The 22,521-nt window shown below is 63.9% G+C and carries 20 protein-coding genes; 12 read left to right on the top strand and 8 right to left on the bottom strand.

What is annotated here, in order from left to right:
• Positions 1-47: 47 nt before the first annotated feature.
• On the top strand, positions 48-1,454 hold the full coding sequence (locus ACZYTC_RS28430) for an aminotransferase-like domain-containing protein (protein WP_488991119.1): 1,407 nt from the start codon (positions 48-50) through the stop codon (positions 1,452-1,454).
• 7 nt (positions 1,455-1,461) lie between these two features.
• Here the strand turns inward: ACZYTC_RS28430 and ACZYTC_RS28425 are convergent, their stop codons facing one another.
• The 3 genes from ACZYTC_RS28425 to ACZYTC_RS28415 are packed head-to-tail and all read right to left on the bottom strand — an operon-like array spanning position 1,462 to position 3,926.
• Entirely contained in the window at positions 1,462-2,253 is a 792-nt protein-coding gene (locus tag ACZYTC_RS28425; protein ID WP_488991118.1) for a metal ABC transporter permease, read from the bottom strand.
• 9 nt (positions 2,254-2,262) lie between these two features.
• Entirely contained in the window at positions 2,263-3,051 is a 789-nt protein-coding gene (locus ACZYTC_RS28420; protein ID WP_441771481.1) for a metal ABC transporter ATP-binding protein, read from the bottom strand.
• Positions 3,048-3,926: a metal ABC transporter solute-binding protein, Zn/Mn family gene (locus ACZYTC_RS28415; RefSeq protein ID WP_441771480.1), complete on the bottom strand. Its 879-nt coding sequence runs from the start codon at positions 3,924-3,926 to the stop codon at positions 3,048-3,050. Before ACZYTC_RS28415 ends, ACZYTC_RS28420 begins: the two co-directional genes overlap by 4 nt.
• Before the next feature lie 427 nt (positions 3,927-4,353).
• Here ACZYTC_RS28415 and ACZYTC_RS28410 point away from each other — a divergent pair, with 427 nt between their 5' ends.
• Positions 4,354-6,399, top strand: a complete 2,046-nt coding sequence (locus tag ACZYTC_RS28410) for a DUF4139 domain-containing protein (RefSeq protein WP_488991117.1) — start codon at positions 4,354-4,356, stop codon at positions 6,397-6,399.
• A gap of 272 nt (positions 6,400-6,671) precedes the next feature.
• Positions 6,672-7,256, top strand: coding sequence for a class I SAM-dependent methyltransferase (locus tag ACZYTC_RS28405; protein WP_488991116.1), 585 nt, complete (start codon positions 6,672-6,674; stop codon positions 7,254-7,256).
• A gap of 62 nt (positions 7,257-7,318) precedes the next feature.
• Here ACZYTC_RS28405 and ACZYTC_RS28400 read toward each other — a convergent pair whose 3' ends face one another.
• Entirely contained in the window at positions 7,319-8,206 is an 888-nt protein-coding gene (locus ACZYTC_RS28400) for a cupin-like domain-containing protein (protein WP_434959780.1), read from the bottom strand.
• Between the two features lie 371 nt (positions 8,207-8,577).
• On the opposite strand from ACZYTC_RS28400, the gene ACZYTC_RS28395 reads away from it, so the two are divergent.
• Together ACZYTC_RS28395 and ACZYTC_RS28390 are read left to right on the top strand one after the other, a co-directional pair.
• Positions 8,578-10,296: a caspase family protein gene (locus ACZYTC_RS28395; RefSeq protein ID WP_441771477.1), complete on the top strand. Its 1,719-nt coding sequence runs from the start codon at positions 8,578-8,580 to the stop codon at positions 10,294-10,296.
• A gap of 132 nt (positions 10,297-10,428) precedes the next feature.
• Positions 10,429-11,052 carry a GNAT family N-acetyltransferase gene (locus tag ACZYTC_RS28390; RefSeq protein WP_434959778.1) on the top strand — a complete coding sequence of 208 codons (624 nt, stop codon included), beginning with the start codon at positions 10,429-10,431 and terminating at the stop codon, positions 11,050-11,052.
• Between the two features lie 7 nt (positions 11,053-11,059).
• Here ACZYTC_RS28390 and ACZYTC_RS28385 read toward each other — a convergent pair whose 3' ends face one another.
• The 3 genes from ACZYTC_RS28385 to ACZYTC_RS28375 all read right to left on the bottom strand — a co-directional run bounded on the left by ACZYTC_RS28385 (position 11,060) and on the right by ACZYTC_RS28375 (position 13,362).
• A complete protein-coding gene (locus tag ACZYTC_RS28385; protein ID WP_488991115.1) occupies positions 11,060-12,205 on the bottom strand; it encodes a PQQ-dependent sugar dehydrogenase in 1,146 nt (381 codons plus the stop codon).
• Between the two features lie 57 nt (positions 12,206-12,262).
• Entirely contained in the window at positions 12,263-12,778 is a 516-nt protein-coding gene (locus ACZYTC_RS28380) for a hypothetical protein (RefSeq protein ID WP_434959776.1), read from the bottom strand.
• A 185-nt stretch (positions 12,779-12,963) separates the two neighbouring features.
• Positions 12,964-13,362 carry a VOC family protein gene (locus tag ACZYTC_RS28375; RefSeq protein WP_434959775.1) on the bottom strand — a complete coding sequence of 133 codons (399 nt, stop codon included), beginning with the start codon at positions 13,360-13,362 and terminating at the stop codon, positions 12,964-12,966.
• Positions 13,363-13,471: 109 nt separating this feature from the next.
• On the opposite strand from ACZYTC_RS28375, the gene ACZYTC_RS28370 reads away from it, so the two are divergent.
• Positions 13,472-14,482: a bestrophin family protein gene (locus ACZYTC_RS28370; RefSeq protein ID WP_454819015.1), complete on the top strand. Its 1,011-nt coding sequence runs from the start codon at positions 13,472-13,474 to the stop codon at positions 14,480-14,482.
• A gap of 44 nt (positions 14,483-14,526) precedes the next feature.
• Here ACZYTC_RS28370 and ACZYTC_RS28365 read toward each other — a convergent pair whose 3' ends face one another.
• The gene (locus ACZYTC_RS28365) at positions 14,527-15,582 is read right to left on the bottom strand and encodes a lysylphosphatidylglycerol synthase domain-containing protein (RefSeq protein WP_434959773.1); all 1,056 of its coding nucleotides are present in this window, start codon (positions 15,580-15,582) and stop codon (positions 14,527-14,529) included.
• Positions 15,583-15,967: 385 nt separating this feature from the next.
• Between ACZYTC_RS28365 and ppaT the strand changes: the two genes are divergently transcribed.
• The 6 genes from ppaT to ACZYTC_RS28335 are packed head-to-tail and all read left to right on the top strand — an operon-like array spanning position 15,968 to position 22,274.
• Positions 15,968-17,191: a pyridoxamine--pyruvate transaminase gene (gene ppaT / locus ACZYTC_RS28360; protein WP_488991114.1), complete on the top strand. Its 1,224-nt coding sequence runs from the start codon at positions 15,968-15,970 to the stop codon at positions 17,189-17,191.
• Positions 17,175-18,788 carry an ABC transporter substrate-binding protein gene (locus ACZYTC_RS28355; RefSeq protein WP_488991113.1) on the top strand — a complete coding sequence of 538 codons (1,614 nt, stop codon included), beginning with the start codon at positions 17,175-17,177 and terminating at the stop codon, positions 18,786-18,788. The genes ppaT and ACZYTC_RS28355 overlap by 17 nt, the downstream gene beginning before the upstream one ends.
• A 10-nt stretch (positions 18,789-18,798) precedes the next feature.
• Positions 18,799-19,779: an ABC transporter permease gene (locus tag ACZYTC_RS28350; protein ID WP_488991112.1), complete on the top strand. Its 981-nt coding sequence runs from the start codon at positions 18,799-18,801 to the stop codon at positions 19,777-19,779.
• Entirely contained in the window at positions 19,776-20,606 is an 831-nt protein-coding gene (locus tag ACZYTC_RS28345) for an ABC transporter permease (protein WP_488991111.1), read from the top strand. The genes ACZYTC_RS28350 and ACZYTC_RS28345 overlap by 4 nt, the downstream gene beginning before the upstream one ends.
• On the top strand, positions 20,603-21,508 hold the full coding sequence (locus tag ACZYTC_RS28340) for an ABC transporter ATP-binding protein (RefSeq protein WP_488991110.1): 906 nt from the start codon (positions 20,603-20,605) through the stop codon (positions 21,506-21,508). The genes ACZYTC_RS28345 and ACZYTC_RS28340 overlap by 4 nt, the downstream gene beginning before the upstream one ends.
• Positions 21,501-22,274 (top strand): ABC transporter ATP-binding protein, encoded by a 774-nt coding sequence (locus ACZYTC_RS28335; protein ID WP_488991109.1) that lies wholly within the window; start codon positions 21,501-21,503, stop codon positions 22,272-22,274. Before ACZYTC_RS28340 ends, ACZYTC_RS28335 begins: the two co-directional genes overlap by 8 nt.
• The last annotated feature ends 247 nt before the right edge of the window (positions 22,275-22,521 follow it).

The following is a 22,521-nucleotide window of genomic DNA, read 5'->3' as shown; positions in this document are numbered from 1 at the left end:
GGCCAGTACAATTGATCTAAACTGTACTGGGTCATGGAGGGGTACGGATGCTGAACCAAGTCGGCGGTTCAACCCTGATCGATGCGACGATGGCGGAGATCCGCCGTCTGATTGCCACGGCGCCCGGCGCGCGCCTGCCGTCCATCCGTCGGCTGGCCGAACGGCAGAGCGTGTCGAAATCGACCGTCGTCGAGGCCTATGACCGGCTTGTGGCGCAAGGCGCCGTTGAAGCGCGGCCCGGCTCGGGATTCTTTGCGGCAGGCCGTATTCGTCCCTTCGCCCTGGCGGAGAGCGGGCCGAGCCTCGATCGCGCCATCGATCCCCTTTGGATCTACCGTCAGTCCCTGACCCAGCAGATGAGCGCGCTGCATCCCGGCTGCGGCTGGTTGCCCGATTCCTGGTTGCCCGAGGATATGGTCCGACGCGGGCTTCGCGCGGTGGCACGCGACGAGACCGCCAATATCTCGACCTATAGCGTGCCCCAGGGCCTATGGCCGCTACGCGAGCATCTGGCCCGCCGCTTCACGGAGCGGGGCTTGGAAGTGGAACCTGCTGCGATCCTCTTGACCGATTCAGGGTCGCGCGCCATCGATCTCGTCTGCCGTTTCCTGATCGAGCCGGGCGATGCCGTACTGGTCGACGATCCGTGCTATTTCAACTTCCAGTCCCTGCTGCAGGCTCAGCGGGCGCGCATCATCGGCGTGCCCTATACGCGCCAGGGGCCGGACCTCGAGCGCTTCGCCAGCCTGTGCGCCGAGCATCGCCCAAAGCTCTATCTGACCAATGCGGTGCTGCATAATCCCACCGGCGCAACGGTGAGCGTGGGTACGGCGCATCGCCTGCTGAAACTGGCCGAGCAGCACGATTTCATTCTGGTCGAGGACAATATCTTCGCCGATTTCGAAGCCCGGCCTTCGCCGGGGCTGGCGGCGCTCGATGGTTTCGAGCGGGTGATTCATCTCGGCAGCTTTTCCAAGACGCTGACGGCCGCCTTGCGCTGCGGTTATATCGTGGCACGTGCCGATTGGATCGAAGGGCTGACGGATCTGGCGCTTGCCACCGGTATCGGCTGCAGCGATGTCGCGGCCCAGACCACGCTGCGCCTGCTCACCGATGGCAGTTATCGTCGCCATCTCGAAGGGCTGCGACCGCGCCTCGCCAAGGCGATGGCCGTGACCGCGGAAAGGCTGCAGGCCTGCGGCCTGCGCCTGTGGCTGGAGCCCCAGGCCGGCATGTTCCTGTGGGCCGAACTGCCCGAGGGCCTGGATTCGGCGATGATCGCCCGCAAGGCCCTGGAACGGGACGTGGTGATGGCGCCAGGCAACGTCTTCAGCGTCTCGCACAACGCTACCAGCTTCATGCGCTTCAACGTGGCGCAATCGGCCGACAAGCGTATTTTCGAGGTCCTCGCCGACGTCATGGAGAAGGCAGCGATACCCTCCGGGGGACGATGACGCCTGGTCAGCGCCAGCGCTTGCGGGTCAGCAGCCCAGCGGCAAGATAGGCGAGCGCCCCCAATGCCGTGATCCAGAAGCTGGTGGGCCAATCGGTATAGAAGGCCAGGATCAGGCCCATCCAGGCGATGGCGACCGCCAGAGCGATCGAGATGATCAACCCCTGATGGACACGGTGGCTGATCTGCATGGCGGCAGCGGCAGGAGCGACCATCAACGCAAAGACCAGGAGAACGCCGACGATCTGCATCGCTTCGGCCGTGGCCAGGGCGACGATCACCATGAATAGCGCCGAGATGCGCGCGGTCGATACGCCCTTTGCCTCGGCGAGCTCGGGCTGCAGGCTGGCGAACAGGAGGGGCCGTCCGATGACGGCAAGGCCGATCAGGCAGGCGAGGCCGAGCCCGGCCAGCACCCAGACCGTGCCCAGGCTGACCCCAAGCACATTGCCGAAAAGGAGATTGGTCACGGCGCCAGCATAGGCCTTGTAGAAATACAAGAAGAGCAGGCCGATGCCGAGCGAGAGAGTTAGCACGATGCCGATGGCGACGTCGCGATGGGCGCGCTCGCCCAAAAGGCCGATGCCGATGCCGGCCAGAACGGTAAAGACGGTGAAGCCCACAAAGGGCGACAGGCCGATCAGAGCCGCCCCGGTGGCACCGGGAAAGCCGACATGCGCCAGGGCATGGCCGGCGAAGGTTTCGCCGCGCAGCACCAGGAAATAGCCCACGGCCCCGGCGACGATCCCTACGATCGTGCAGGCCATGAAGGCGTTGCGCATGAACTCATACTCGAACATTACCGGGCTTCACTCATCATGCACATGGCTTTCCAGCTCGCCTTCCTCGGCCATCACGAAGATGCGGCCATTCACGCGGGCGACATGGATGGGGGTACGGTAGAGATCGGACAGGACATGGCGGTTGACGACCTCGTCGACGGTGCCGATCGCGGCGCGGCCATGGCCCAGGTAGAGCACCTGGTCGACGGCGTTGAGCAGCGGGTTGATCTCATGGGCGCAGAACAGCACCGCGATGCCGCGCTCTGAAGCGACCTCCTTGATCAGTTCGACGATGCCGCGCTGGTGGGCGGGGTCGAGGCTGGCCAGCGGCTCGTCCATCAGCAGGAGCCTGGGCTCGCCGATCAGGGCCTGGGCGATCAGCAGGCGCTGGCGCTCACCGCCGGAAAGCTGGGAGATCGGCCGGCGGGCGAGATCGGCGGCGCCGACACGCTCGATTGCGGCCCAGGCCGCTTCCTTGTCGGCCGCGGAGGCAAACGGCCACCCCCAACGGGTGCCTTCGATGGCGCCGAGCACGAGTTCGTAGCCGCTGAGGCCGAGCTGGGCTGCGCTGCGGCGCATCTGCGGCATATAGCCGATTTTGGGATTGCCGCGCCGCGGTGCTTCGCCGAGCACACTGATCCGTCCGGCCTGCGGGCTGACCAGGCCGAGCACGGCGCGCATCAGCGTGGTCTTGCCGGCGCCATTGGGACCGAGCAGGCCGACGAACCGGCCTTCGGCAATGGAAAAGGAGACGCTGGACAGGATCCGGCGCCTCCCGAGGGTCAGGCTGACTTTTTCGAATCCGACAGCACTCACTGCGTCAAACCGGAAAGGGCCAGATCCACCTGGCCGAGCTGTCCGTCGAACCAGGCCTGGATCGCCGTTCCTGCCGGCATGGTTTCGGTGACGCCGACCACCGCAACCTTGTGATCCCGGGCGATCTGCAGGAGCCGCTTCGTGGTCTCGTCGGTGACCTGATTGTTATAGAACAGGATCTTGGCCGAACCATCCTTGAGACTGTTCTCGAAGGCGGCGACCTGGCTGGGGCTCGGCTCGCTGTCATTCATGATCGCGGTCTGGAAATCCTGGTTGAGCATCTTGAGGCCAAGGGCATCCGCCATATAGCCGAAAACCGGCTCGGTGGCGGTCACTTGCGTGTCCTTATACTTGGTCTTGATCGCATCGACCTGTTTCGTCAACTCGGAGAAGGAGGCTTCGAACTTGGCGAGATTGGCCTTGTAGTCGGCGGCATGGGTGGCGTCGCGCTTTTCGAGCTCGGCCGCGAGTGCCGTGGCCACGGCAGGGAACGTCTTCAGGTCGTACCAGAGATGGGGATTATCACCTGCCTTATGCCCGGTCAGCTCTGCGGCGACGATCGCCTTGCGATCAGGTTTGGCAGAGGCGGAAAGCAGCTTGTCCATCCACGGATCGTAGTCGGCGCCATTATAGACGACGATCGCAGCGGTCGAGAGGGCGCGTGCGGTGGAAGGACTCGATTCGAACAGATGCGGGTCGTCCTCGGGATTGGAAAGAATGGAGGTGATCTCGATATGGTCGCCCCCGATCTGGCTGGCGAGGTCGCCGTAAAAATTCTCCGCAGCGACGACCTTGATCTTCTCGGCGGCCGCGGCCGGGTGGGGCATGATCGCTGCTGCAGCCAGCAGGACGGCGGCAAACATCATCGAACGCATCGTGATCTCCGTAGGGGCAAAGAGGCGGACTGTCCGTCCGTCCGTCCTGGTCGTGAAATGTTATAATATAACAGTTCATATGAAGCGAGGTGGAAGATGTCAACCACGGCGAACGGACTTGGTGGGTCGATCTCCAGATCGACCACCTTCATCCTCTTTCACACGCTGCGTTTCCAAGATGGTCGATCTGGAGATCGACCCACCCCGGTTGCACTCGTCTGTAACCCCCGATACACCTCGGATAAGCCGTAAAGCTGCTACAACAGCACCGAGACCCGTCGCCGATCTCTTAGAGCAAAGCGCGTTCAGGGCTGGACGCTTGTTTGCTCTCAACTCCTTGTTTCCAAGCCAATCAATGGATTGGCTAGCGCGTCTTTGCGATACCTGATGGTTCAGTCCTATTGCAAAACGCTTTAGAGGGCTTTTCATGCGTTCCCCCCTTCTTCTTGTCCTGATGGCCACCACCATGCTCACCGGTACTGCCGAAGCCGCCGAACTCGTCCTCAAGCGTGCCGTGCTCGGCACGGGGGGCATGGGCTATTTCGAATATGCCGCCGAAGTCACCGGCAAGGAGACGCTGACCCTGCGCGCCCGGCTCGACCAGGTCGACGACATTCTCAAGAGCGTGCTGATTCTCGATCCGGCCGGCACCGGCTCGGCCACTCTGCCTGGCAAGGCCGGTGCAGACGAGACCTTCGCCTCCCTGCCTTTCGCCAAATCCGACCTCGACAGCATGCCGGCCTTGATCGGGGCGCTGAAGGGAGCCGAGATCAAGCTTTCCGGCCCACGCAAGCTCGAAGGGCGCATCGCCAGCGTGCAGACGGAGACGGTGACCGGCAAGGACGGCGCTACCATGACGCGCACCCGCGTCTCCGTATTCTCGGGCGTGGCGATCGAGCAGTTCATCCTGGAAGAGGCCGAAGGGCTGGAGTTCAAGGATGCGCGGTTGGGCGAACAGGTCGAGACGGCGTTGAAGGCCCTGCGCACGGCGCAGGACCGTTCCGGCCGCGACATTTCCATCCAGCTCGCCGAGGGCGGCAAGCGCACCGTGCGCATCGGCTATGTCGCGGAAGCCCCGGTATGGAAGGCGGCCTATCGCCTGACGCTGCCCAAGGCCAGCGAGGACAGGGCGCGCCTGCAAGGCTGGGTCGTGCTGGAGAACATGACGGGCAATCCCTGGAAGGATGTCGAGGTGACCTTGTCCTCGGCCTCGCCGGTTACCTTCCGCCAGGCGCTCTACGATCCCTATTACGTCACGCGCCAGACCATCGCGCCGCCGGTGAGCCGGACGGCATTGCCGCGCACCGATGCCGGGCAGCAGGCCCTGGAACTAAAGGCATCGGGCAGCGCAGGCATCGACCAGCCCATGTATGATTTGGCACCGGCCCCTGCTGCTGCACCCGCCCCGATCGCACCGTCCGCGCGGCTCCGCAAGAACCAGGCTTTTCTCGGCCAGGGAGGCGGCGCGCAGGAATTCAGGATGGCCGAGCCGCAGGAAGCCGGCAGCGCCGCCGAGGAGAACACAGCCGGTGCCAGCTTCACCCTGTCGAAGCTGGTGAGCGTTGGCTCGGGCGAAAGCCTCACCATTCCCTTCGTCGATCTCAAAATGCCCTCGCAGGCCGTGGCCTGGTATCAGGGCGGCAGCCGCAATCCCTGGCAGGCGCTGACCTTGAAGAATGACGCCACCACCTCGCTGCCGGCGGGGTCCGCCACCATTTACGAAGCTGCCGATGCTGGGCCGCTGTTTTCGGGCGAGGCGCAATTCCCGCTGCTGCCCACCGGCGATTTCCGTCTGATCGGCTTTGGCGCCGACCAGAAGGTGCTTGTTGACTCGGAGTCGAGTTCGGCCAAGGCGATCACCAAGATCAAGGTGGTCGACGGCACGCTCAGTGTCGAGAGCCGCCTGCGCCAGACCACGACCTATCGCGTCAAGAATGGCGCCGGTGAACTGCGCCATATGGTGGTGGAGCAGCCGCGGGTCGCCGATTGGACCCTGGTGGAGCCCAAGGCCGAGGAGGCGACCATCGCCGGGCAGGCCTATCGTATCCGCTTCGATGTCGAGGCGGGCAAGTCCAAGCAATACAAGGTCACGCTTGAGCGGCCGGTGGTCGAGGCGATGGCGATTGCCGATGTCACGGGCGAGCGCGTCCAGGCCCTGATGGCCGCGCCCGATCTCGACGCCGAGACCAAGGCCCGGCTTGCCACGGTTGCCGAGGCTGCCAAGGTGAGCGACGAGGCGCAGGCCGCCACCGCCCGCCTCGAAGAACAGCGCGACGGTATTACCCAGGATCAGGAACGCATCCGCGAAAACCTGAAATCGGCGCCGCAGGGGTCCGACCTCGCCCGGCTCTATTCGCAGAAGATGCTGGAACAGGAAAAGGCCCTCGACAAGCTCGATGTGGCGATCAAGGAGGCGCGGGCCAAATATGAAGTGGCCCGCAAGGTCCTGGGCGATCGCGTGAGGGCCCTGTAGCGGCGGGGGCCAAGGCCGGCCCGACAGGCTCGGCCTCGATCAGCGTATAAACTCCCTTTTTTGGCAGCCGTCGAACGGTTGCAATGCTGGCTCAATGCAGCCGGGCAAAATGGTCGTGCCTGCCGGCGAAGGTTGAGTCGCGTTTCGCGTCCCGACTTTGCGACAGGCCCGGCGGTGCATGCGCGATCGAGGCTGTATCCGTTTCGGTGGATGCGTGGAGCGTGCTTCAGCCGCGGTCTTCCATGTGGTCTCGATCATGTGCGGACGATGGCATGACCCTACGCGACGTGTTGCCCTTCTTGCGGGCCTTGAGTTCAGATCCCCTCAGTGTGGGTGCCGTCGCGCCTTCGGGGCCCGCCCTTGCCGAACTGATCACCCGCGAGATCACGCCCTCCTCGGGACCCGTCGTCGAACTGGGACCGGGGACAGGCGTCTTCACCCGCGCGCTGCTGGCCCGGGGCGTCAAGGAGGACGATCTTACGCTGCTGGAGCTTGGCACCGATTTCGTCGAACTGCTGCGTTCGCGCTTTCCCCTGGCGCGCGTGCTGCGAGAGGATGCCGCCAGCCTCGGTACGCTCGGCCTCTTCACCGGGCCGATGGTCGGCGCAGTGGTTAGCGGGCTGCCACTCCTCAATCTGCCCAAGGACAAGGTTCAGGCCATACTGGCTGGCGCCTTCGAGACGCTGCGTCCCGGTGGAGTGTTCTATCAATTCACCTATGGCGCCCGGTGCCCCGTGTCGGGGCCGATGCTCGAAAGCCTCGGCTTGCGCGCGATTCGGATCGGCCGGGCCTTCGCCAACATACCGCCGGCAACGGTATATCGGATCGGCCGGCGGGGGGCCTCTTTGCTCCGCTGATCTCGCGGCCGGGCGTCGTCAGGGCGAGGCCCTGCGGGACAAGGTGGGACGAGAGCCTTGCCTCAGCGACCAACCAGCTTCTTGACCTGGCGGACGCAGCCGATAGTGGCGGCCTTCGAGCGGTCGACGATCGCCGAGTGGCCGGGCGAACGGGGCTTCAGGCCCATGCGGCGCAAATAATAATTGGCCCGGTAGACGTCCTTGTACTTCCAATTCGGAAATTCGAGATTGAGCGACAGGCTGACCGAAATATTGTCATGGTTCTGCAGCCAATGCGCGCCATGCGTGGGAATATGCACAGCGTCGCCGGGCTGAAGGGTGATCTTGCGGGCCTTCCGCTCGGCTTCCGGCTTGAAGGTGCCCGCCGTGGTCGTCACCGCGTAATAACGCTCGAGTTCATCCTCGGTGGTGATGCTCCGATCCATCGGATCGCAGACCCAGATGTCCTTGGTGCCATGAATCTGGGTGAGGACGTTGACCTCGGCATCGAAGTGATAAGGGGTCTTGCGCCGCGGTGAGGTGATGAATATCAGCATTTCGGTGTTGCTGAGCAGCTTGGAACCTTCGGGGCCGGCAATCTGGCGGATGAAGTCGTCGAACTCGTCCAGCAGCTTCTTATAGCGGGGATCGATTTCGATATGCTTCAGCACCATCCAGGCGCCGGCCGTCTCGATCCGGTCGATGACCTGGCGCACCGTCATGTCCGGCTTGGGGACCGAGCCCCATTTGTCGGTGATCGAAAGGTCGCCCGCATCCCAGTAGAGGTCGCCCGGGCGCTCGGCCGCTTCCTCCGCCACACTCGCCAAGGCGTCGATCGAAAACAGTGGATGGCTGGCCAGAGGGTGCTGCATCGAGAAGGCGGCTTTGTGAAGCAGGCGCCGGCATTCCTCGAACGGCTCCACGGTCGACCACTGACCTGAATGCTGAACAATAGATGGCTTCGTCAGCATGCCTTGCTTCCTCTGAATTGGACGGAATGTTTCAGTAGTTGAGTTATGATTTATTGATTTATCGCAGAATTTTACTTTGCGGGCGAGGAGGGCGAAGGAGTCTTTCGGAGGCGTTCAAATCAATCTTTAGTAGGGGGAGTTGTTCTCTCGCTCGATCAGAAGCCGTATGACTTAAGGGAAGTCGACGCGGTGCGAATGGCAAGATGAGCGCCTAGGACGAGCGCCTGCATCCCCTGCAGGCGCAGTGCGGAAGGCGGTTGAAGTGCGCAAAGGCACGGTTCGGCTTGCAAACATCGTGCCTTCTACCGCCAAGCGAATTATAAAGGCGCGGCCGGCGACGCCTGACTGATCCTGCCGGTTTCGAGGGTATCATGCGGCGCTCGGCACGCTTCTTCACTGGTCTGGTTCTATCGCTCGCGCTCGGCTTGTGCGCGGCCGAGGCTGCCATGGCGCGTAATCTCGCGCTGGTCATCGGCAATAATTCCTACGCCAATGTCACGTCTCTCCAGAAGGCGGTCTCGGACGCCCGCGCCATCGCGGACCAGCTCGAAAAGCTCGGCTATGTGGTGAGGCGGGTCGAAAATGCCGATCAGCGCGGCATGAGCCGGGCTCTCGTCGCCTTCAACGCCGATATCCAGCCCGGCGACCGGGCGCTGTTCTACTATGCCGGCCATGGCTTCGAGATCGGCGGTACCAATTATCTGCTGCCCACCGACGTGCCTTCCGTCCAGGCCAACCAGCAGGACCTCATCCGCGACGCTTCCTTTTCGGTGGAGCGCGTGGTCGACGGGATCCGGGACAGGGGAGCCGGCGTTGCCGTGCTGGTGCTGGATGCCTGCCGCAACAATCCCTTCGCCAATGACCGCTCGCGTTCGGCATCGGCGACCCGTGGCCTTGCCCGTGTCGACGCGCCGGAGGGCGTCTTTGTCTTGATGTCGGCGGGAGCCAAGCAGGAGGCGCTCGATCGGCTGTCGGACCAGGATGGCAACCCCAATTCCGTGTTCACTCGCAGTTTCCTCGGCGAATTGTCGAAGCCCGGCCAGACCCTGGTCGAGATTGCCAAGAAAACACAGGTCGATGTGCGCGCTCTGGCGGCCAGTGTCGGCCATGACCAGACGCCTGCCTATTACGACCAGGTCATCGGCGACGTCGTGCTGTCGGATGCGGCCGGTACCGCAACGGAGCCCGGCCAGCAGGTCGCGATGGCCAGCCAGGCCGGACGGGCGGGCCCGAATATTCCCACCGAGATCAACACGGTCGGACGGACCGAGGCCGGCAAGGGCGTCTCCATCGGGCCCGGTGTGAAGCTCGGCCCGGGCGTCACCATCGGCGGCAAGGACGCCAAGATCGCCCTGCAGCACCCGGCCAATCCGCCCACGACCGATCCGGCCAAGGCGCTGAACGTCCAGCAAGGCGGCGCAGCGACGGGCCAGCAACTGGCCTTGGTCAGTCCGGATATCAAGCCGAGCCAACTGATGCAGCCCATCGGCCGCGCACCCATCGCCAGCTTCTCGCGCTCCAATGCCGGCTGGACTGTGACATTGTCCCTGCCCGAGCCGGCGACAGCCCTGTCGTACCGCATCGGCGAGGCTGGCGAATTCAAGGAGACCGGCCTGCTCGACGTTCTCGACCAGCGCACGGGTGGCCGCATGCCCAATCCGTCCTTCTCGATGTCGCCACGCGCCCAGGCTGGTATTGTCCAGGTGCGCTATCGCAGCATCGACGGAGCCGATGTCGGTCCCTTCTCGATTCGATTCGACCCGGATATCGCGCTCTACGAAGACCAGCGCCGCAATCTCACCTCGATCCAGGGCAGCTGGGTGGAGTTTCGCGACTTCAACGGCGTGCTGGTCTATTTCACCACGATGGTAAGCTATCGCTGCGCCGTCACCGAGGTGCGCTATGGCCTCAATGGCGCGCCGCCCCTGACCCGCTTCGACCTGCCAGTCTGCAATATGAAGGATCCCTATTCGATCCCCAACAATGCCAAGACCTATCTGAAGGTGCCCGGCAATACCAAGTCGATCAGCGTGCAGGTCACCTGGCGTGACGGCTCGCAGTCCGAGGTCAACACGGTGGAGAAGGATTGAAGCCGGAAGATTCGGAGAGCAAAGCGCAACTTGGTGGAATGGCCTCCTTATTCCAGCTCTTTGCTTCGACGTATCTTTGTGATTTGAAGTGATTCATTGAGATCACAAAACACGTCAGCATTGTTCGGTTCCATGACCTCCTCCACTCCCGTTCTTCCCGCCGGCTATTCCAGCGTGCCGCCCGGCATGCTTGCCAATGTGGTCACCTGTCTCGAGATGCGGCAAAGGCCCAGGCCGAAGCCGGCCAAGCCGCTCGAACGGCCGCTGACCCTGGAGCGGATCGAGAAGCCTGAACTGGCCGACTACCGTGCCCTCTATCGGGCCGTCGGCGAGGACTGGCTGTGGTTTTCGCGCCTGGCCATGCCGGACGCCGAACTCAGGGCGATTCTGGAGCACCCCGATGTCGAAGTCTACGTGCTCGGCGGGCGCAAGCAGCAACTTGGCTTGCTCGAATTGGATTTCCGTCAACAGGGACAGTGCGAACTGGCCTTTTTCGGCCTGGTGCAGCAAGCCATCGGGCAGGGGGCCGGCCGTTTCCTGATGGACCAGGCTCTGGCCAAGGCCTGGGCGAGGCCGATCGAGCGGCTGTGGGTCCATACCTGCACTTTCGATCATCCTGGAGCACTTGGCTTCTACCGCCGTTCGGGCTTCGTGCCCTTCGCCTTCGAGGTGGAGGTCTGCGCCGATCCGCGCCTGAGCGGATGCCTGCCGCGCGAGGCGGCGGCGCATGTGCCGCTGGCAGACTTCACCGGCTGATCATTCGTTATTTTGCCGGCGTCAGGCGCAGCAGACGTCCGTCTGAATCGTCCTCGATCAGCCAGAGCGCGCCATCGCGATCGACGGCGACGTCACGGATGCGGGCGCCCATGTCCCAGCGATCTGCCTGGCGCGCCCCGTTCTTGCCATCGAAGGCGATGCGCACCAGCGCTTCGCCCCCGAGCGCGCCGATGAAGGCCGAACCCCGCCATTGCGGAAACAGCTTGCCCGAATGGAAGGCCAGGCCCGCGGGGGCGATGATCGGGGTCCAGTAGACGACTGGGGCTTCGAATTCCGGCCTGGTCCGGTAGCGGGGGATGGGAACGCCGCTGTAATTGTCGCCGTTGGAGACGACGGGCCAGCCATAATTCAACCCCCGGCGGATCAGATTGAGCTCGTCGCCGCCGCGCGGCCCCATCTCGTTTTCCCACAGGCTGCCATCGGGGGCGAAGGCCAGGCCATAGGGATTGCGATGGCCGAGGCTCCAGATCTGCGCCCTGACGCCGCCCTGGGCCGCCATCGGATTGTCGGCGGGCGCGGAACCGTCGAGATTGAGCCGGAGGATCTTGCCGAGATTGCTGTCGGCGTTCTGAGCCGTTTCCGGCTCCATGCGGTCGCCGGAACTGAGGAAGAGGTGGCGCCCGTCGGGGTCGAAGGCGATGATGCCGCCGGGCTGGCCGCCGCCGCCCTTCGGCGAAGCACGCCAGATCACGTCAAGATCGCTCAGGCGCGCCTTTCCGTCTGCTTCGGTCAGCTTGGCCCGCGCCAAAGCGAGAGTGCCGCCGCCCGAGCTCGGCTCGACATAGCTGAGATAGACCAGGCCATCTCGCGCAAAGCCGGGCGAAGCGGCAATGTCGAGCAGGCCGTTCTGGCCTCCGACCTGCGCACGTGGAACGCCGGCGACCTCGGTCTTGGCGCCCGCCGGCGTCACCAGGAATAGCCGCCCGCCCTTTTCCGTGACCAGCATGCGCCCGTCGGGCAGGAAAGCGATAGCCCAGGGCGTATCGAAACGTGCGATGGTCGTGGCCTTGAAAGGGCGGCTTGCCGAGGCGGGGCTGGTCGCTGCGTTCACTTCGGCGCGGGCCAGGCTCGGAAGGGCAGCTGCGCTTCCGATGATTGTGGCGGCCAGAGTGATTCGGACGGCATTGCGCATCGATGATTCCCCCTCAGGCTCGCGCATCCTGCCGGCGCGAACCCGGATTCATCAATCTCAGCCGATTGCGTCGTTCCAATGACCGGACGAAGTCGTCCGTCGACGGCGCCACGGACAGATGCCACCCTTGCGCAGGATGGCCTCGGCGCAGCGCAGGTTGAGCCAGGTCGCGGTCAGGAAGATCACGGCAAAGATCAGGCTCTGGGGCGACAGATCGATCATGGCCATGCCGCGCCGCGCCAATTGGATGGTGAAGGTCGCCGCGACCAGGGCCGAGAAGCCGGCGCCGATCGCGCTGAAGGCGAGGCGCAGCAACGGCCAGACGCTCGACGAGCGCCGACGCTCCCACAGGAGGAGCCCGAAATTGGTGAGCGGTGCCACCAGAAACACCGCCACGATCGGGCCGAAGAAGAGCAGAATCCATTCGAAATTGCACAGGAGTTCGCGGCAGGGCAGGCTGTCGATGTAGAGATAGACGCCCCAGTAGAACAAGGCGAGCACGATGCTCGCGAGCCCATAGGCCAGCAATCCGGTGGAGAAAGCCTTGGTCTGTGACGGCGTAGGAGAGGTCATGGTCCTGTCCCGCTGGCTTGCTCGAGATCATTTAAGTTAGTGAACGAACGCTAACTTAAATGATCTCGCGGTCATCGTCAACCGCATTTGCTCTCCGCGCGAGGCGGAGAGAGGGCAGTGTGCGATCAGACACCAAGACGCCTAAAGGATGAAAAGATCGTCGTCGCGATGTCCGCCGCGGCATCTCACGCCGGGGCCGCCAGTTGCAGCAGGTCCCAGAGATTGCCGTACAGGTCCTCGAAAACAGCAACGGTGCCATAGGCCTCCACCCGTGGCTCCTCGTGAAATCGCACGCCACGCGCAAGATAGAGGCGATGATCGCGCCAGAAATCGTCGGTGTTGAGAAACAGGAAGACGCGGCCGCCCGTCTGATTGCCGATAGCCTCCGTCTGCGTGGGAGAGGCGGCCTTGGCGAGCAGCAGGCGGGTTTGGCCGGCGCCCGGCGGGGCAACAAGCAGCCAGCGCTTGCCGTCGCCGAGATCGCTGTCCTCGACCACGTCGAAGCCAAGCTTGCCGACATACCAATCCCTGGCCTCGTCATAGTCGCGGACGACCAGTGTGATTGCACCCAGATGCTGCGGCATCGTCTCTCCCTGTTTTGAAACGCCGGCCAAGATCAGGCAGCCGGTACTGCAATTCTGCACATGTTTGGAATCTTGCTGGGCCGGACGGGCGCGACAATACGGCATCCCGATGCGGCGGCGAGAAAATTCACGTCGCTCTCGCGCTGTGGCACAACCCGTCCTGCGTGCCACATGCGGCCGCAGGCCCTCATCGGATCGCCCCTTTATGATCGTTCGCAAAAACCCGCAGGCATGGGAACTCTTTTTCATCATGCGCGGCTCCATTGTGCCGCAGATTTGGCCGCAAATGCTGGTGGTGGTGCTGATTTCGGTCGCGGTGACGCTGCTGGAAACCCGCGGCTTCATCCATGTGCCGCCGATCGCTGCCTTGCCCTTCTCCCTGATCGGCGTGGCGCTCTCGATCTTCTCGGCATTTCGCAACACTGCGAGCTATGACCGCTGGTGGGAGGCGCGCAAGATCCTGGGGGCGCTGGTGATCGATGCCAGGGGCCTTTCACGCCAGGCCCTTGCCTATCTTGCCGCCGAGCCGGCGGCGGCGCGGCGGCTGGCGCTTCTCGCCATCGCCTTTTGCGATCTGGTGCGCTGCCATTTGCGGGACGAGGCACCGGACGAGGCGGCGCTGCGCCATCTCGCTCCGGCCGATCGCGCAGCCATCACCACAAGCCGGCATGGGCCGAATCGTCTGCTGCTACAGATGAGCCGCCTGGTTGGCGAAGTCCTCGACAAGGCACGGATCTCGGCCCAGATGGGGCAAATCCTCGAGGAACGAATCTCGGCGCTCTCGGCCGATCTCACCGCAGCCGAGCGCATCAAGCAGACGCCGCTGCCCTTCGCCTATTCCCTGCTGCTGCACCGCACCGCCTATCTGTTCTGTTTCCTGCTGCCCTTCGGGCTGGCTGACAGCATGGGGTTGTGGACGCCGGTGATCGCGGCCATCGTGTCCTACACCTTCTTCGGTCTCGACGTGCTCGGTGACGAACTGGTGGCACCTTTCGGCTCCACGCCGAACAGCCTGCCGGTGATGGCGATCTGCCGGACCATCGAAATCAACATTCTGGAAGATCTCGGCGAGACCGATCTGCCCGAGGCACCCAAGCCCGTCGATTTCGTGTTGAGCTGAAAGGCTGTCCGGCAAGCTGCGATCCGCAGCTTGCCGCGCAAGGCTCACGAATGCTGGGGCGGATCCTGGCGCACGGTTTCGAGCTTGATTGCCGGCGGAGCTTCCTTGCTCTCTACCGCCTTGCCGCCGACGACCGAGCCGAGAAGACCCCCAAGGGACTGGCGCTCGGTGTAAAGCACGATGACGCAGGAGATTGCCAGCGGGATGAGCAGATAGAGCAGGCGGAACATCAGCAGAGCCGCAATGATCTCGGCCTTGGACTGGATCACTGCCGGATCGCTCGGATTGGCGCCAGCCGGCAGCATGATCAGCAGGAAGACGGCCTCGAACACGCCGACACCGCCCGGGGCGTTCGAGATCAGCCCGGCGCAGAACGAAGCCAGGAACATGCCCAGCACCATGAAGAAGCCGGGATTGAGCGAGTCGGGCAGGGCGAAATAGATGATGCCGGCGGCGCCGATGATTTCGATCGGCGCGGCGAAGAGCTGCCGGAAGGCGATGGTGGGCTTGGGATAGGCGATCTGCAGCGAGCGGATGCGCAGGGGCTTGAGATGCAGGATCGAGCCGGCCTGATAGAGCAGCACGAAGCCGAGCATGGCCAGACCCAGCATGAAGGCGGCGCTGGTGGGGAAGTGGAACAGGCGCGAGAGCAGCTCGGGCTCGCCCACCAGCACGATGCCGCCGAGGAACACGGCGCCATACGCGAAGGTGAAGGCGCAGAACGCCGTGACGACGGCGACCTCGGCCGCGTTCAACCCCATCTTGGAATAGGCTCGGTAGCGCACCAGGCCGGAAGAGAGAACGGACACACCGATATTGTGCCCCAGTGCATAGGCGACGAAGGAGACGATCGAGACCACCGGCCAGGACAGTTTCTTGCCGACATGCATCAGGGCGATGCGGTCGTACCAAGCCAGGGCGGCGTAGGCCAAAGTGGTCGAGACGAAAGCCAGCAGGATCATCCACGGCCCACGATCGACCACGGCCTGCCAGACCTGGCCGACTTCGACGCCCTTGAGTTCCTTGGACAGGAGGTAGACCGAGAAAATGACGGCGGCGAGCCCGATGACCGGCCAAACATATTCGAGCTTGTTCTTCATCACATCCGTCTGGGTAAGGTTTCGAACCGGTTGCCGAAGCGTGTCGTTGCGCCATGTCCCGCCAAGCAAATCCCTTTTGATGGTGTCACGGGCGCCATCAAAAGGGATTTGCTTGTTATCGGGCATTTGCAGAGTTATGCGAAGAGGCCCATCCGAGGGCCTCTTCGCATAACTCTGCTGGTGCCATAAACAACGGGATCGTGTCGAAGACAAGACAACCGGATGATAACTGACGCAGAACAGTCACGCCGGAGACAGTCCTACTTTTAACGCAACTAACATGTATTTCCTTTTGAGGCGCGTTAACTCGCTGTAATTCATGCGTTGTCGGCAAAGCGCCACGAAGCTAGCATTCGATCAAATCGTTTTTCACTCGGACTGTTCCATGCTTGCACCACCGCCTTTCATGCTGACGACCGGGCCGGTTACGGCCTATCCGGCTGTGCTCAGCGCCATGGCGCGGCCCGCCGTCTATGACGGGCACCACGCTTTCCAGCAATTCTACCGCTCGGTGGTCGGCAAGCTGCAGGCTGCCTTGCGCCTTTCGAATCTGCCTTTGATCCTGCAGGGGGACGCACTGCTGGGGCTCGAGGCTGCCGCCGCCTCGCTGATCGGCCGCAAGGACGTCGTGCTCAACCTCGTTTCGGGCGTCTATGGCAAGGGCTATGCAGGGTGGGCCCGTCGTTATGCCGGCGAGGTGATCGAGCTCGCGGTGCCGTTCGACGAGGCGATCGACCCGGATCGGGTGCGTGAGGCGCTGGCGGCGCGCCCCGATATTTCGATCATCACCGTCTGCCATCACGACACGCCCTCGGGCACGCTCAATCCCCTGGCGGAAATCGGGCGCCTTGGCCGCGAGCACGGTGCCTATGTCATCGCCGATGCCGTTTCCTCTTTCGGCAGCCTGGACGTGCACCCGGCAGAGGCGGCGATCGACATTTTCGTTACCTCCGCCGCCAAATGCCTGGGGGCCACGCCGGGCCTGAGCCTGCTCGCCGTCAGTGACCGAGCCTGGGAGAAAATCAAGGCCAATCCGGATGCCCCGCGCGCTTCTTTCCTGTCCTTGCTCGATTGGGAACTGGCGGCCGAAGTGGGGAGGGCGTTCCCGGTCACGCCGTCGCTGGCCGAGATTCATGGCCTCGACGCGGCGCTCGATCTCTATCTCCAGGAAGGACCCGAACGGGTCTGGGCCCGCCATGCCCGCACGGCGGCAGCAGCGCGGGCTGGACTGGAGGCCCTGGGCCTGAAGCTATGGCCGGCGCGCGAAGCGATCGCTGCGCCCTCCGCCACGGTCTTCCACGTGCCGGTGGGCATGGCAGACATCCGCTTGCGCGATACGCTGCTGGAGCGCTTCGGCGTAATGCTGTCGCTCGGCCGTGGCGAGACGGCGGGCAAGGTGCTGCGCATTGGTCACATGGGGCCGGCAGCCGAGCCGATGCTAGCCGTGACAGCCATAGCCGCGCTCGGTGGTGCCCTTAATCATCTCTGCTGGCCGGCCGATGCGGGCACCGGGGTCAATGCCGCGCTTGCCATTCTCGAGCGGGCGTCATCCAATCACGCTGATTCGAAGGGCTCCTCCCGGGAGGTTGCACATGCCGATCCTGCTTAATCGCCGCTCCTTCCTGCTTGCCAGTGCCGGGATGGCCCTGGCGCTCGGATTGCCGCATCGCCTGCAAGCCGGCGAGGTGCCGGCCGGTCGCCTGACCGTTGCCGCCGATTCCGAGCCGACCAATCTCAATCCTGCCATCGTTGCTTCGAACGGCGTATTTTTCGTCGCCAGCAAGGTGATCGAGCCCTTGGCCGAGGCCGATTTCAACGGTCCGGACGGTCTGGCGCCGAAGCTTGCCTTGTCTTGGGAGGGGGCGGCGGACGGCAAGGCCGTCACCTTCAAGCTGCGTCCCGATGTCAAATGGCATGACGGCAAGCCCTTCACTTCCGCCGATGTCGCCTTCTCCGCCCTGGAGGTATGGAAGAAGCTGCAGAATCTCGGCCGCGTTGTGTTCAAGGATCTCGACAGCGTCGATACGCCCGATCCCCTGACGGCGATCCTGCGTTTTTCGGCGCCGACGCCCTTCCAGCTTATTCGCAACTGCCTGCCGGCTCTGACCTCGGTACTGCCCAAGCATGTCTTTGCCGGTAGCGACATCATGAAGAACCCGGCCAATGAGAAGCTCATCGGCACCGGGCCGTTCAAATTCGCCGAGCACAAGCCGGGCGAATATTATCTGCTCAAGCGCAACGAGGCCTACTGGGCCCAGGGCGAGCCGCACTTCAACGAGATCCTGTTCAAGGTGCTGTCTGATCGGCAGTCGGCCGGCGCGGCGCTCGAAGCCGGCGAGATCCAGCTTGCTGCTTTCTCGGCCGTGCCGCTGGCCGATCTCGACCGCATCTCCAAGGTGCCGGGCCTCAAGGTCTATGCCAATGGCTACGAGGCCCTGACCTATCAGATGATCGTCGAGATCAACCATACCCGCAAGGAACTGGCGGATCTGCGCGTACGCCAGGCCATCGCTCATGCGATCGACAAGGGCTTCGTGGTGCAGGCGATCTTCCGCGGCTATGCCACCGCAGCCACGGGTCCCGTGCCGCAGACCGACAAGACCTTCTACAACCCCGATGTCGAGCGCTATGAATTCGACCCGGCCAAGGCCGAGACCCTGCTCGACGAAGCCGGCTACAAGAAGGGCGCGGACGGTGTCCGTTTCCATATCAAGCTGCTGCCGGCGCCCTTCTTCAACGAGACCGTGCAGTTCGGTGCCTATCTGCGACAGGCCTTGGCTAAGATCGGTATCGATGCCGAGATTGTCTCCAACGATTCGCCGGCCCATTTGAAGGCCGTCTATACCGACCACGCCTTCGATCTGGCTGTCGGAACGCCGGTCTACCGCCAGGACCCGGCGATCTCGACCACCATCCTGTTCCAGAGCGGCATCCCGGCTGGAGTGCCCTTCTCGAACCAGTATGGCTACGCCAATCCCAAGACCGATGCGCTGATCGCCGCGGCAGCGATCGAGATCGATCCCGAAAAGCGAGCGGAGCTCTATAAGCAGTTCCAGAAATTGGTGGTGGATGATCTCGCGCTCATCAACGTCGCCGAATTCTCCTTCATCACCGTGGCCAGCGAGAATTTGCAGAATGTCTCCAACAATCCGCGCTGGGCGGTGTCGTCCTGGGCGGATACCGCCTTGCCGGAGATGGCGCCGTGAATAGCCGCCCGTGATCTCGCGCTTACTTCGACGCCTGGGTGGGGCCGTCGTGGTTCTGCTCTTGGTTGTCATCGGCGCTTTCTTCATGCTCGAATCGGCGTCCGGCGACGCCGTCGATGCCTATGTCGCCGGTATCGGCGGTGCCGATGCGGCGAGGATCGCCGAACTGCGGAGCGAGTGGGGGCTGGACCAGGGGCCGGCCTTTCGGCTCAAGGCCTATCTGTCGGCCCTGGCGCAGGGCGATTTCGGCTGGTCGACCGCCTTTCAAAGGCCTGTGCTCGGCATTTTGCTCGAACGCTTGCCGGTGACCCTGATCACCATGGGCTCGGCGCTGGCGCTGGCTTTCCTGCTCGGCATCGTGCTCGGCGTCCTGGCGGGTAAACGCCCGAATGGCTGGCTGGATCGCATTCTGTCGCTGAGCTCGCTCGCCCTCTACGCCATGCCCGGCTTCTGGCTCAGCCTGGTGCTGATCCTGGTATTTTCCGTGATGCTGCGCTGGCTCCCGGCCAGCGGCTTCGAGACGATGGCTTCCGGCAAGGCGGGCCTGGAACGGGCCAGGGACATCGCCTGGCATCTGGTGCTACCCGTCAGTGCGCTCGGCCTGCTCTACATGACCCTGTTCCTGCGCCTGTTGCGGGATGGCATGGAGGAGGTCTGGCATGCCGATTTCATCCGGGCCGCAAGGGCTCGCGGCGTTTCCGGCTGGCGGCTGGCGCTGAACCATGTCGCCCGCAATGCTCTGGCGCCGGTGGTTACCATGCTCGGCCTGCAGTCCGCCTCCCTGCTGGGTGGCAGCGTGGTGGTGGAAAGCGTCTTCGCCATCCCCGGTTTCGGCCGCCTGGCGGCAGAGGCGGTCTCCCGCCGCGATACCCCGCTGCTGCTCGGCGTGGTGCTGTTCAGCGCCGTTGTCGTCATCGTCATGAATCTGCTGGCCGATCTCGTGCAGGCCTGGCTCGATCCGCGCATCGGCGCCAGCGAGCAGGTCGCATGACCATGCTGATGGCCATGCTGCGCAGCGGGGAGGGGCGTGTCGGCCTGTTGTTACTCGCCGTGTTTGGTGTGCTTGCCCTGACGGCGCCGGTGATCTTTCCGGGCGATCCGCTTGCCATCACCGCGCCGCCGCTGCTCCCGCCCTTCGCCGATGCAGCCCATCCCCTGGGGGCCGATCGCCTAGGGCGCGATATTGCCGCCGAGCTTGCCTGGGGCAGCCGCACCACGCTTCTCGTGGCACTTGCTTCGTCGCTGGCCTCCCTTCTGCTCGGCTGTCTCGTCGGCACGCTGGCCGGTTTTCTCGGCGGCTGGACCGACGACATATTGATGCGCCTGAGCGATGCCTTCCAGACGGTACCGGCCTTCCTGCTGGCCATGGCGCTGATCAGCGTGACCGGGCCGAGCCTGCCGGCCATCGTGCTGGCCATCGCCGCCGGTGCCTGGCCTCAGCCAGCCCGCATCGCAAGGGCGGAAATTCGTTCCCTGCGGGAACGCGATTTCGTTGCTTCGGCCCGGGTTGCCGGCATGCATCCGCTCGCCATCGGCTTTCGGGAGATCCTGCCCAATGCCCTGCCGCCGGTGATCTCGCTCGCGGCGATCATCGCGGCAGCGGCGGTGCTGATCGAGGCTGCCCTGGCGTTCCTCGGTTTCGGCGACCCCAACAGGCCGAGCTGGGGCAGCATGGTGGCCGAGGGGCGTTCCCTGCTGCGCAGCGCACCATCGCTGTCGCTGGTGCCGGGCCTCGCTCTCGTTGTGATGGTGCTGGCGATCCATCTTACGGGGCGGGGTTATGCCAAGGCGCTGCGCGTGAGGGAGCCGGCGGCATGAAGCTTTTCTCCCTCCGCGGCTTCGGCGTCTCCTATCGCGATCGCGCCGGCATGCAGCCGGCCTTGCAGGGCATCGACCTCGACATCGAGGCCGGACGGCATCTGGCCCTGCTGGGGGAAAGCGGATCTGGCAAGTCGACCTTGGCATCCGCCCTCGCGGGACTTCTGCCGGCCAATGCGGTGAGCACCGGCAGGTTGACCCGGCCGGGCTTTGCGTCTGAACCGCGTCCCGGACGCGATATCGGCATGGTCTTCCAGGATCCCGGTGGGAGCCTCGATCCGCTGATCCGGGTGGGCAACCAGATTGCCGAGGCGCGCCGAGCCTGCCGGGGAGGAAGCCGCGCGGACGCGCTGGCGTTGGCGAGGGACTGGCTCGAGCGGGTGGCCTTGCCCGAGCCTGACACCGCATCCCGTAAATACCCCCACCAGTTTTCCGGTGGTCAGAAGCAGCGCATCGCCCTCGCCGCAGCGCTGGTCAGCGAGCCCATCGTGCTGATCGCGGACGAACCGACCAGCGCACTCGATTCGATCACCCAGCACGCCATCGTCGAGCTGCTTCGCACACTGATGGCGGCAAGTGGGCTCACCCTGGTCTTCGTCACCCATGACATCGCTTTGGCCTCCCAATTGGCCGATGATGTCGCTGTGCTCTATCAGGGCCGCCTGGTCGAGGCCGGTCCGGCGGAACGGCTGTTCCGGGCGCCAGCCCACCCTTATCTTAAGGCCTTGTTGCAGACCCGCCGGGAACTTGGGTACCAGGAGCTTGGGTATCAGGAACTTGGGCATCAGGAACTTGGGCATCGGGAAGCCGGAGTTTCCCGCTCGCGCCGTTTTGCCGAAATCGATCCCTCGAATTTTGCCGTGAGGATCCCGCAGGCGACCGGAGATGCCGGCCATGGCTGATACCCTGCTTGAAGTCGAGGCGCTGCACAGCAGCGTCCGCGGACCGGGCGGCCGGCACGTCATCTTGAATGGCGTGGACCTGGCCATCGCGCCGGGCGAGATCGTCGGCCTGGCGGGAGGCTCCGGGGCTGGCAAGACTAGCCTGGCCCGGGCGATTCTGAGGCTGAAGCCGGTCGATTCCGGTTCCATCCGTTTCGAAGGACACGAGATCACGCATCTTGCCGGCACGGCACTGCGCCGTATCAGGCCGCGGCTGCAGATGGTGTTCCAGGATCCGCTGGCCGCCTTCAATCCGCGCGCCCGGGTCGGGCGCGTCATCGGCGATCCCCTGCGGATCTGGCGCGCGCTGTCACGCGAACAGGAGAGGCGACGTATCCTGGCGTTGATGGACCGGGTCGGTTTGTCGGAACGGCTGCTTGGCCGTTTCCCTCATGAGCTGTCCGGCGGCCAGCGCCAACGTGTTGCCATCGCCCGGGCCCTGGCGACGGATCCGGCCCTGATCATTCTGGATGAACCGGTCTCGGCGCTCGACGTGGCTGTAAGGGCGCAGATCCTCAATTTGTTGCTCGACATACGGGAGGGTGCCGGCACGGCGCTTTTGTTCATCGCTCATGATCTGGCGGTGATGGCGGCCTTGTGCGACCGGCTCTGCGTGATGGATGCCGGGCGGATCGTCGAGGCCGGCCCGCCCGGCCGGCTTGTTGCGGCGCCGCAAAGCGAAATGACCCGTTTGCTGGTCGCTGCGGCGCCCAAAATGAGATTCTGAAAATTTTTCTGCCGAAGCTGAGCCGATTCTGATCTGAATTTGGCGCGCCGGGCTGGCTTCGACTGGAATTTATCCACAGAGCGCAGGAAATCTTTGATGCGCCGCAATATGGTAAATTATTCCTGATTGGGCCTCCAGATGCAGAAAATCGGGTGTTTCAATGAGGTTTCGATAGGGATGCGGGTCAGCTCCTGTCCTGTCCCGGTTTGGTCACATGACGATTTTGCAAAAATCCGCAAAAGGGGGC

This window comes from Labrys sp. F242 (genome assembly GCF_057813875.1).
The sequence above is the reverse complement of the archived record's forward strand: the minus strand, read 5'-3'. Positions and strand labels throughout refer to the sequence as shown.

What these genes read in the sequence shown, in the direction of transcription:
- ACZYTC_RS28425 (WP_488991118.1), bottom strand. Translation starts at nt 2,253, where the DNA reads ATGTTCGAGTATGAGTTCATGCGCAACGCCTTCATGGCCTGCACGATC.
- ACZYTC_RS28345 (WP_488991111.1), top strand. Translation starts at nt 19,776, where the DNA reads ATGACCATGCTGATGGCCATGCTGCGCAGCGGGGAGGGGCGTGTCGGC.
- ACZYTC_RS28400 (WP_434959780.1), bottom strand. Translation starts at nt 8,206, where the DNA reads ATGCTGACGAAGCCATCTATTGTTCAGCATTCAGGTCAGTGGTCGACC.
- ACZYTC_RS28395 (WP_441771477.1), top strand. Translation starts at nt 8,578, where the DNA reads ATGCGGCGCTCGGCACGCTTCTTCACTGGTCTGGTTCTATCGCTCGCG.
- ACZYTC_RS28405 (WP_488991116.1), top strand. Translation starts at nt 6,672, where the DNA reads ATGACCCTACGCGACGTGTTGCCCTTCTTGCGGGCCTTGAGTTCAGAT.
- ACZYTC_RS28355 (WP_488991113.1), top strand. Translation starts at nt 17,175, where the DNA reads ATGCCGATCCTGCTTAATCGCCGCTCCTTCCTGCTTGCCAGTGCCGGG.
- ACZYTC_RS28385 (WP_488991115.1), bottom strand. Translation starts at nt 12,205, where the DNA reads ATGCGCAATGCCGTCCGAATCACTCTGGCCGCCACAATCATCGGAAGC.
- ACZYTC_RS28370 (WP_454819015.1), top strand. Translation starts at nt 13,472, where the DNA reads ATGCGGCGGCGAGAAAATTCACGTCGCTCTCGCGCTGTGGCACAACCC.
- ACZYTC_RS28340 (WP_488991110.1), top strand. Translation starts at nt 20,603, where the DNA reads ATGAAGCTTTTCTCCCTCCGCGGCTTCGGCGTCTCCTATCGCGATCGC.
- ACZYTC_RS28390 (WP_434959778.1), top strand. Translation starts at nt 10,429, where the DNA reads ATGACCTCCTCCACTCCCGTTCTTCCCGCCGGCTATTCCAGCGTGCCG.
- ACZYTC_RS28430 (WP_488991119.1), top strand. Translation starts at nt 48, where the DNA reads ATGCTGAACCAAGTCGGCGGTTCAACCCTGATCGATGCGACGATGGCG.
- ACZYTC_RS28410 (WP_488991117.1), top strand. Translation starts at nt 4,354, where the DNA reads ATGCGTTCCCCCCTTCTTCTTGTCCTGATGGCCACCACCATGCTCACC.
- ACZYTC_RS28365 (WP_434959773.1), bottom strand. Translation starts at nt 15,582, where the DNA reads ATGAAGAACAAGCTCGAATATGTTTGGCCGGTCATCGGGCTCGCCGCC.
- ACZYTC_RS28380 (WP_434959776.1), bottom strand. Translation starts at nt 12,778, where the DNA reads ATGACCTCTCCTACGCCGTCACAGACCAAGGCTTTCTCCACCGGATTG.
- ACZYTC_RS28375 (WP_434959775.1), bottom strand. Translation starts at nt 13,362, where the DNA reads ATGCCGCAGCATCTGGGTGCAATCACACTGGTCGTCCGCGACTATGAC.
- ppaT (WP_488991114.1), top strand. Translation starts at nt 15,968, where the DNA reads ATGCTTGCACCACCGCCTTTCATGCTGACGACCGGGCCGGTTACGGCC.
- ACZYTC_RS28415 (WP_441771480.1), bottom strand. Translation starts at nt 3,926, where the DNA reads ATGCGTTCGATGATGTTTGCCGCCGTCCTGCTGGCTGCAGCAGCGATC.
- ACZYTC_RS28335 (WP_488991109.1), top strand. Translation starts at nt 21,501, where the DNA reads ATGGCTGATACCCTGCTTGAAGTCGAGGCGCTGCACAGCAGCGTCCGC.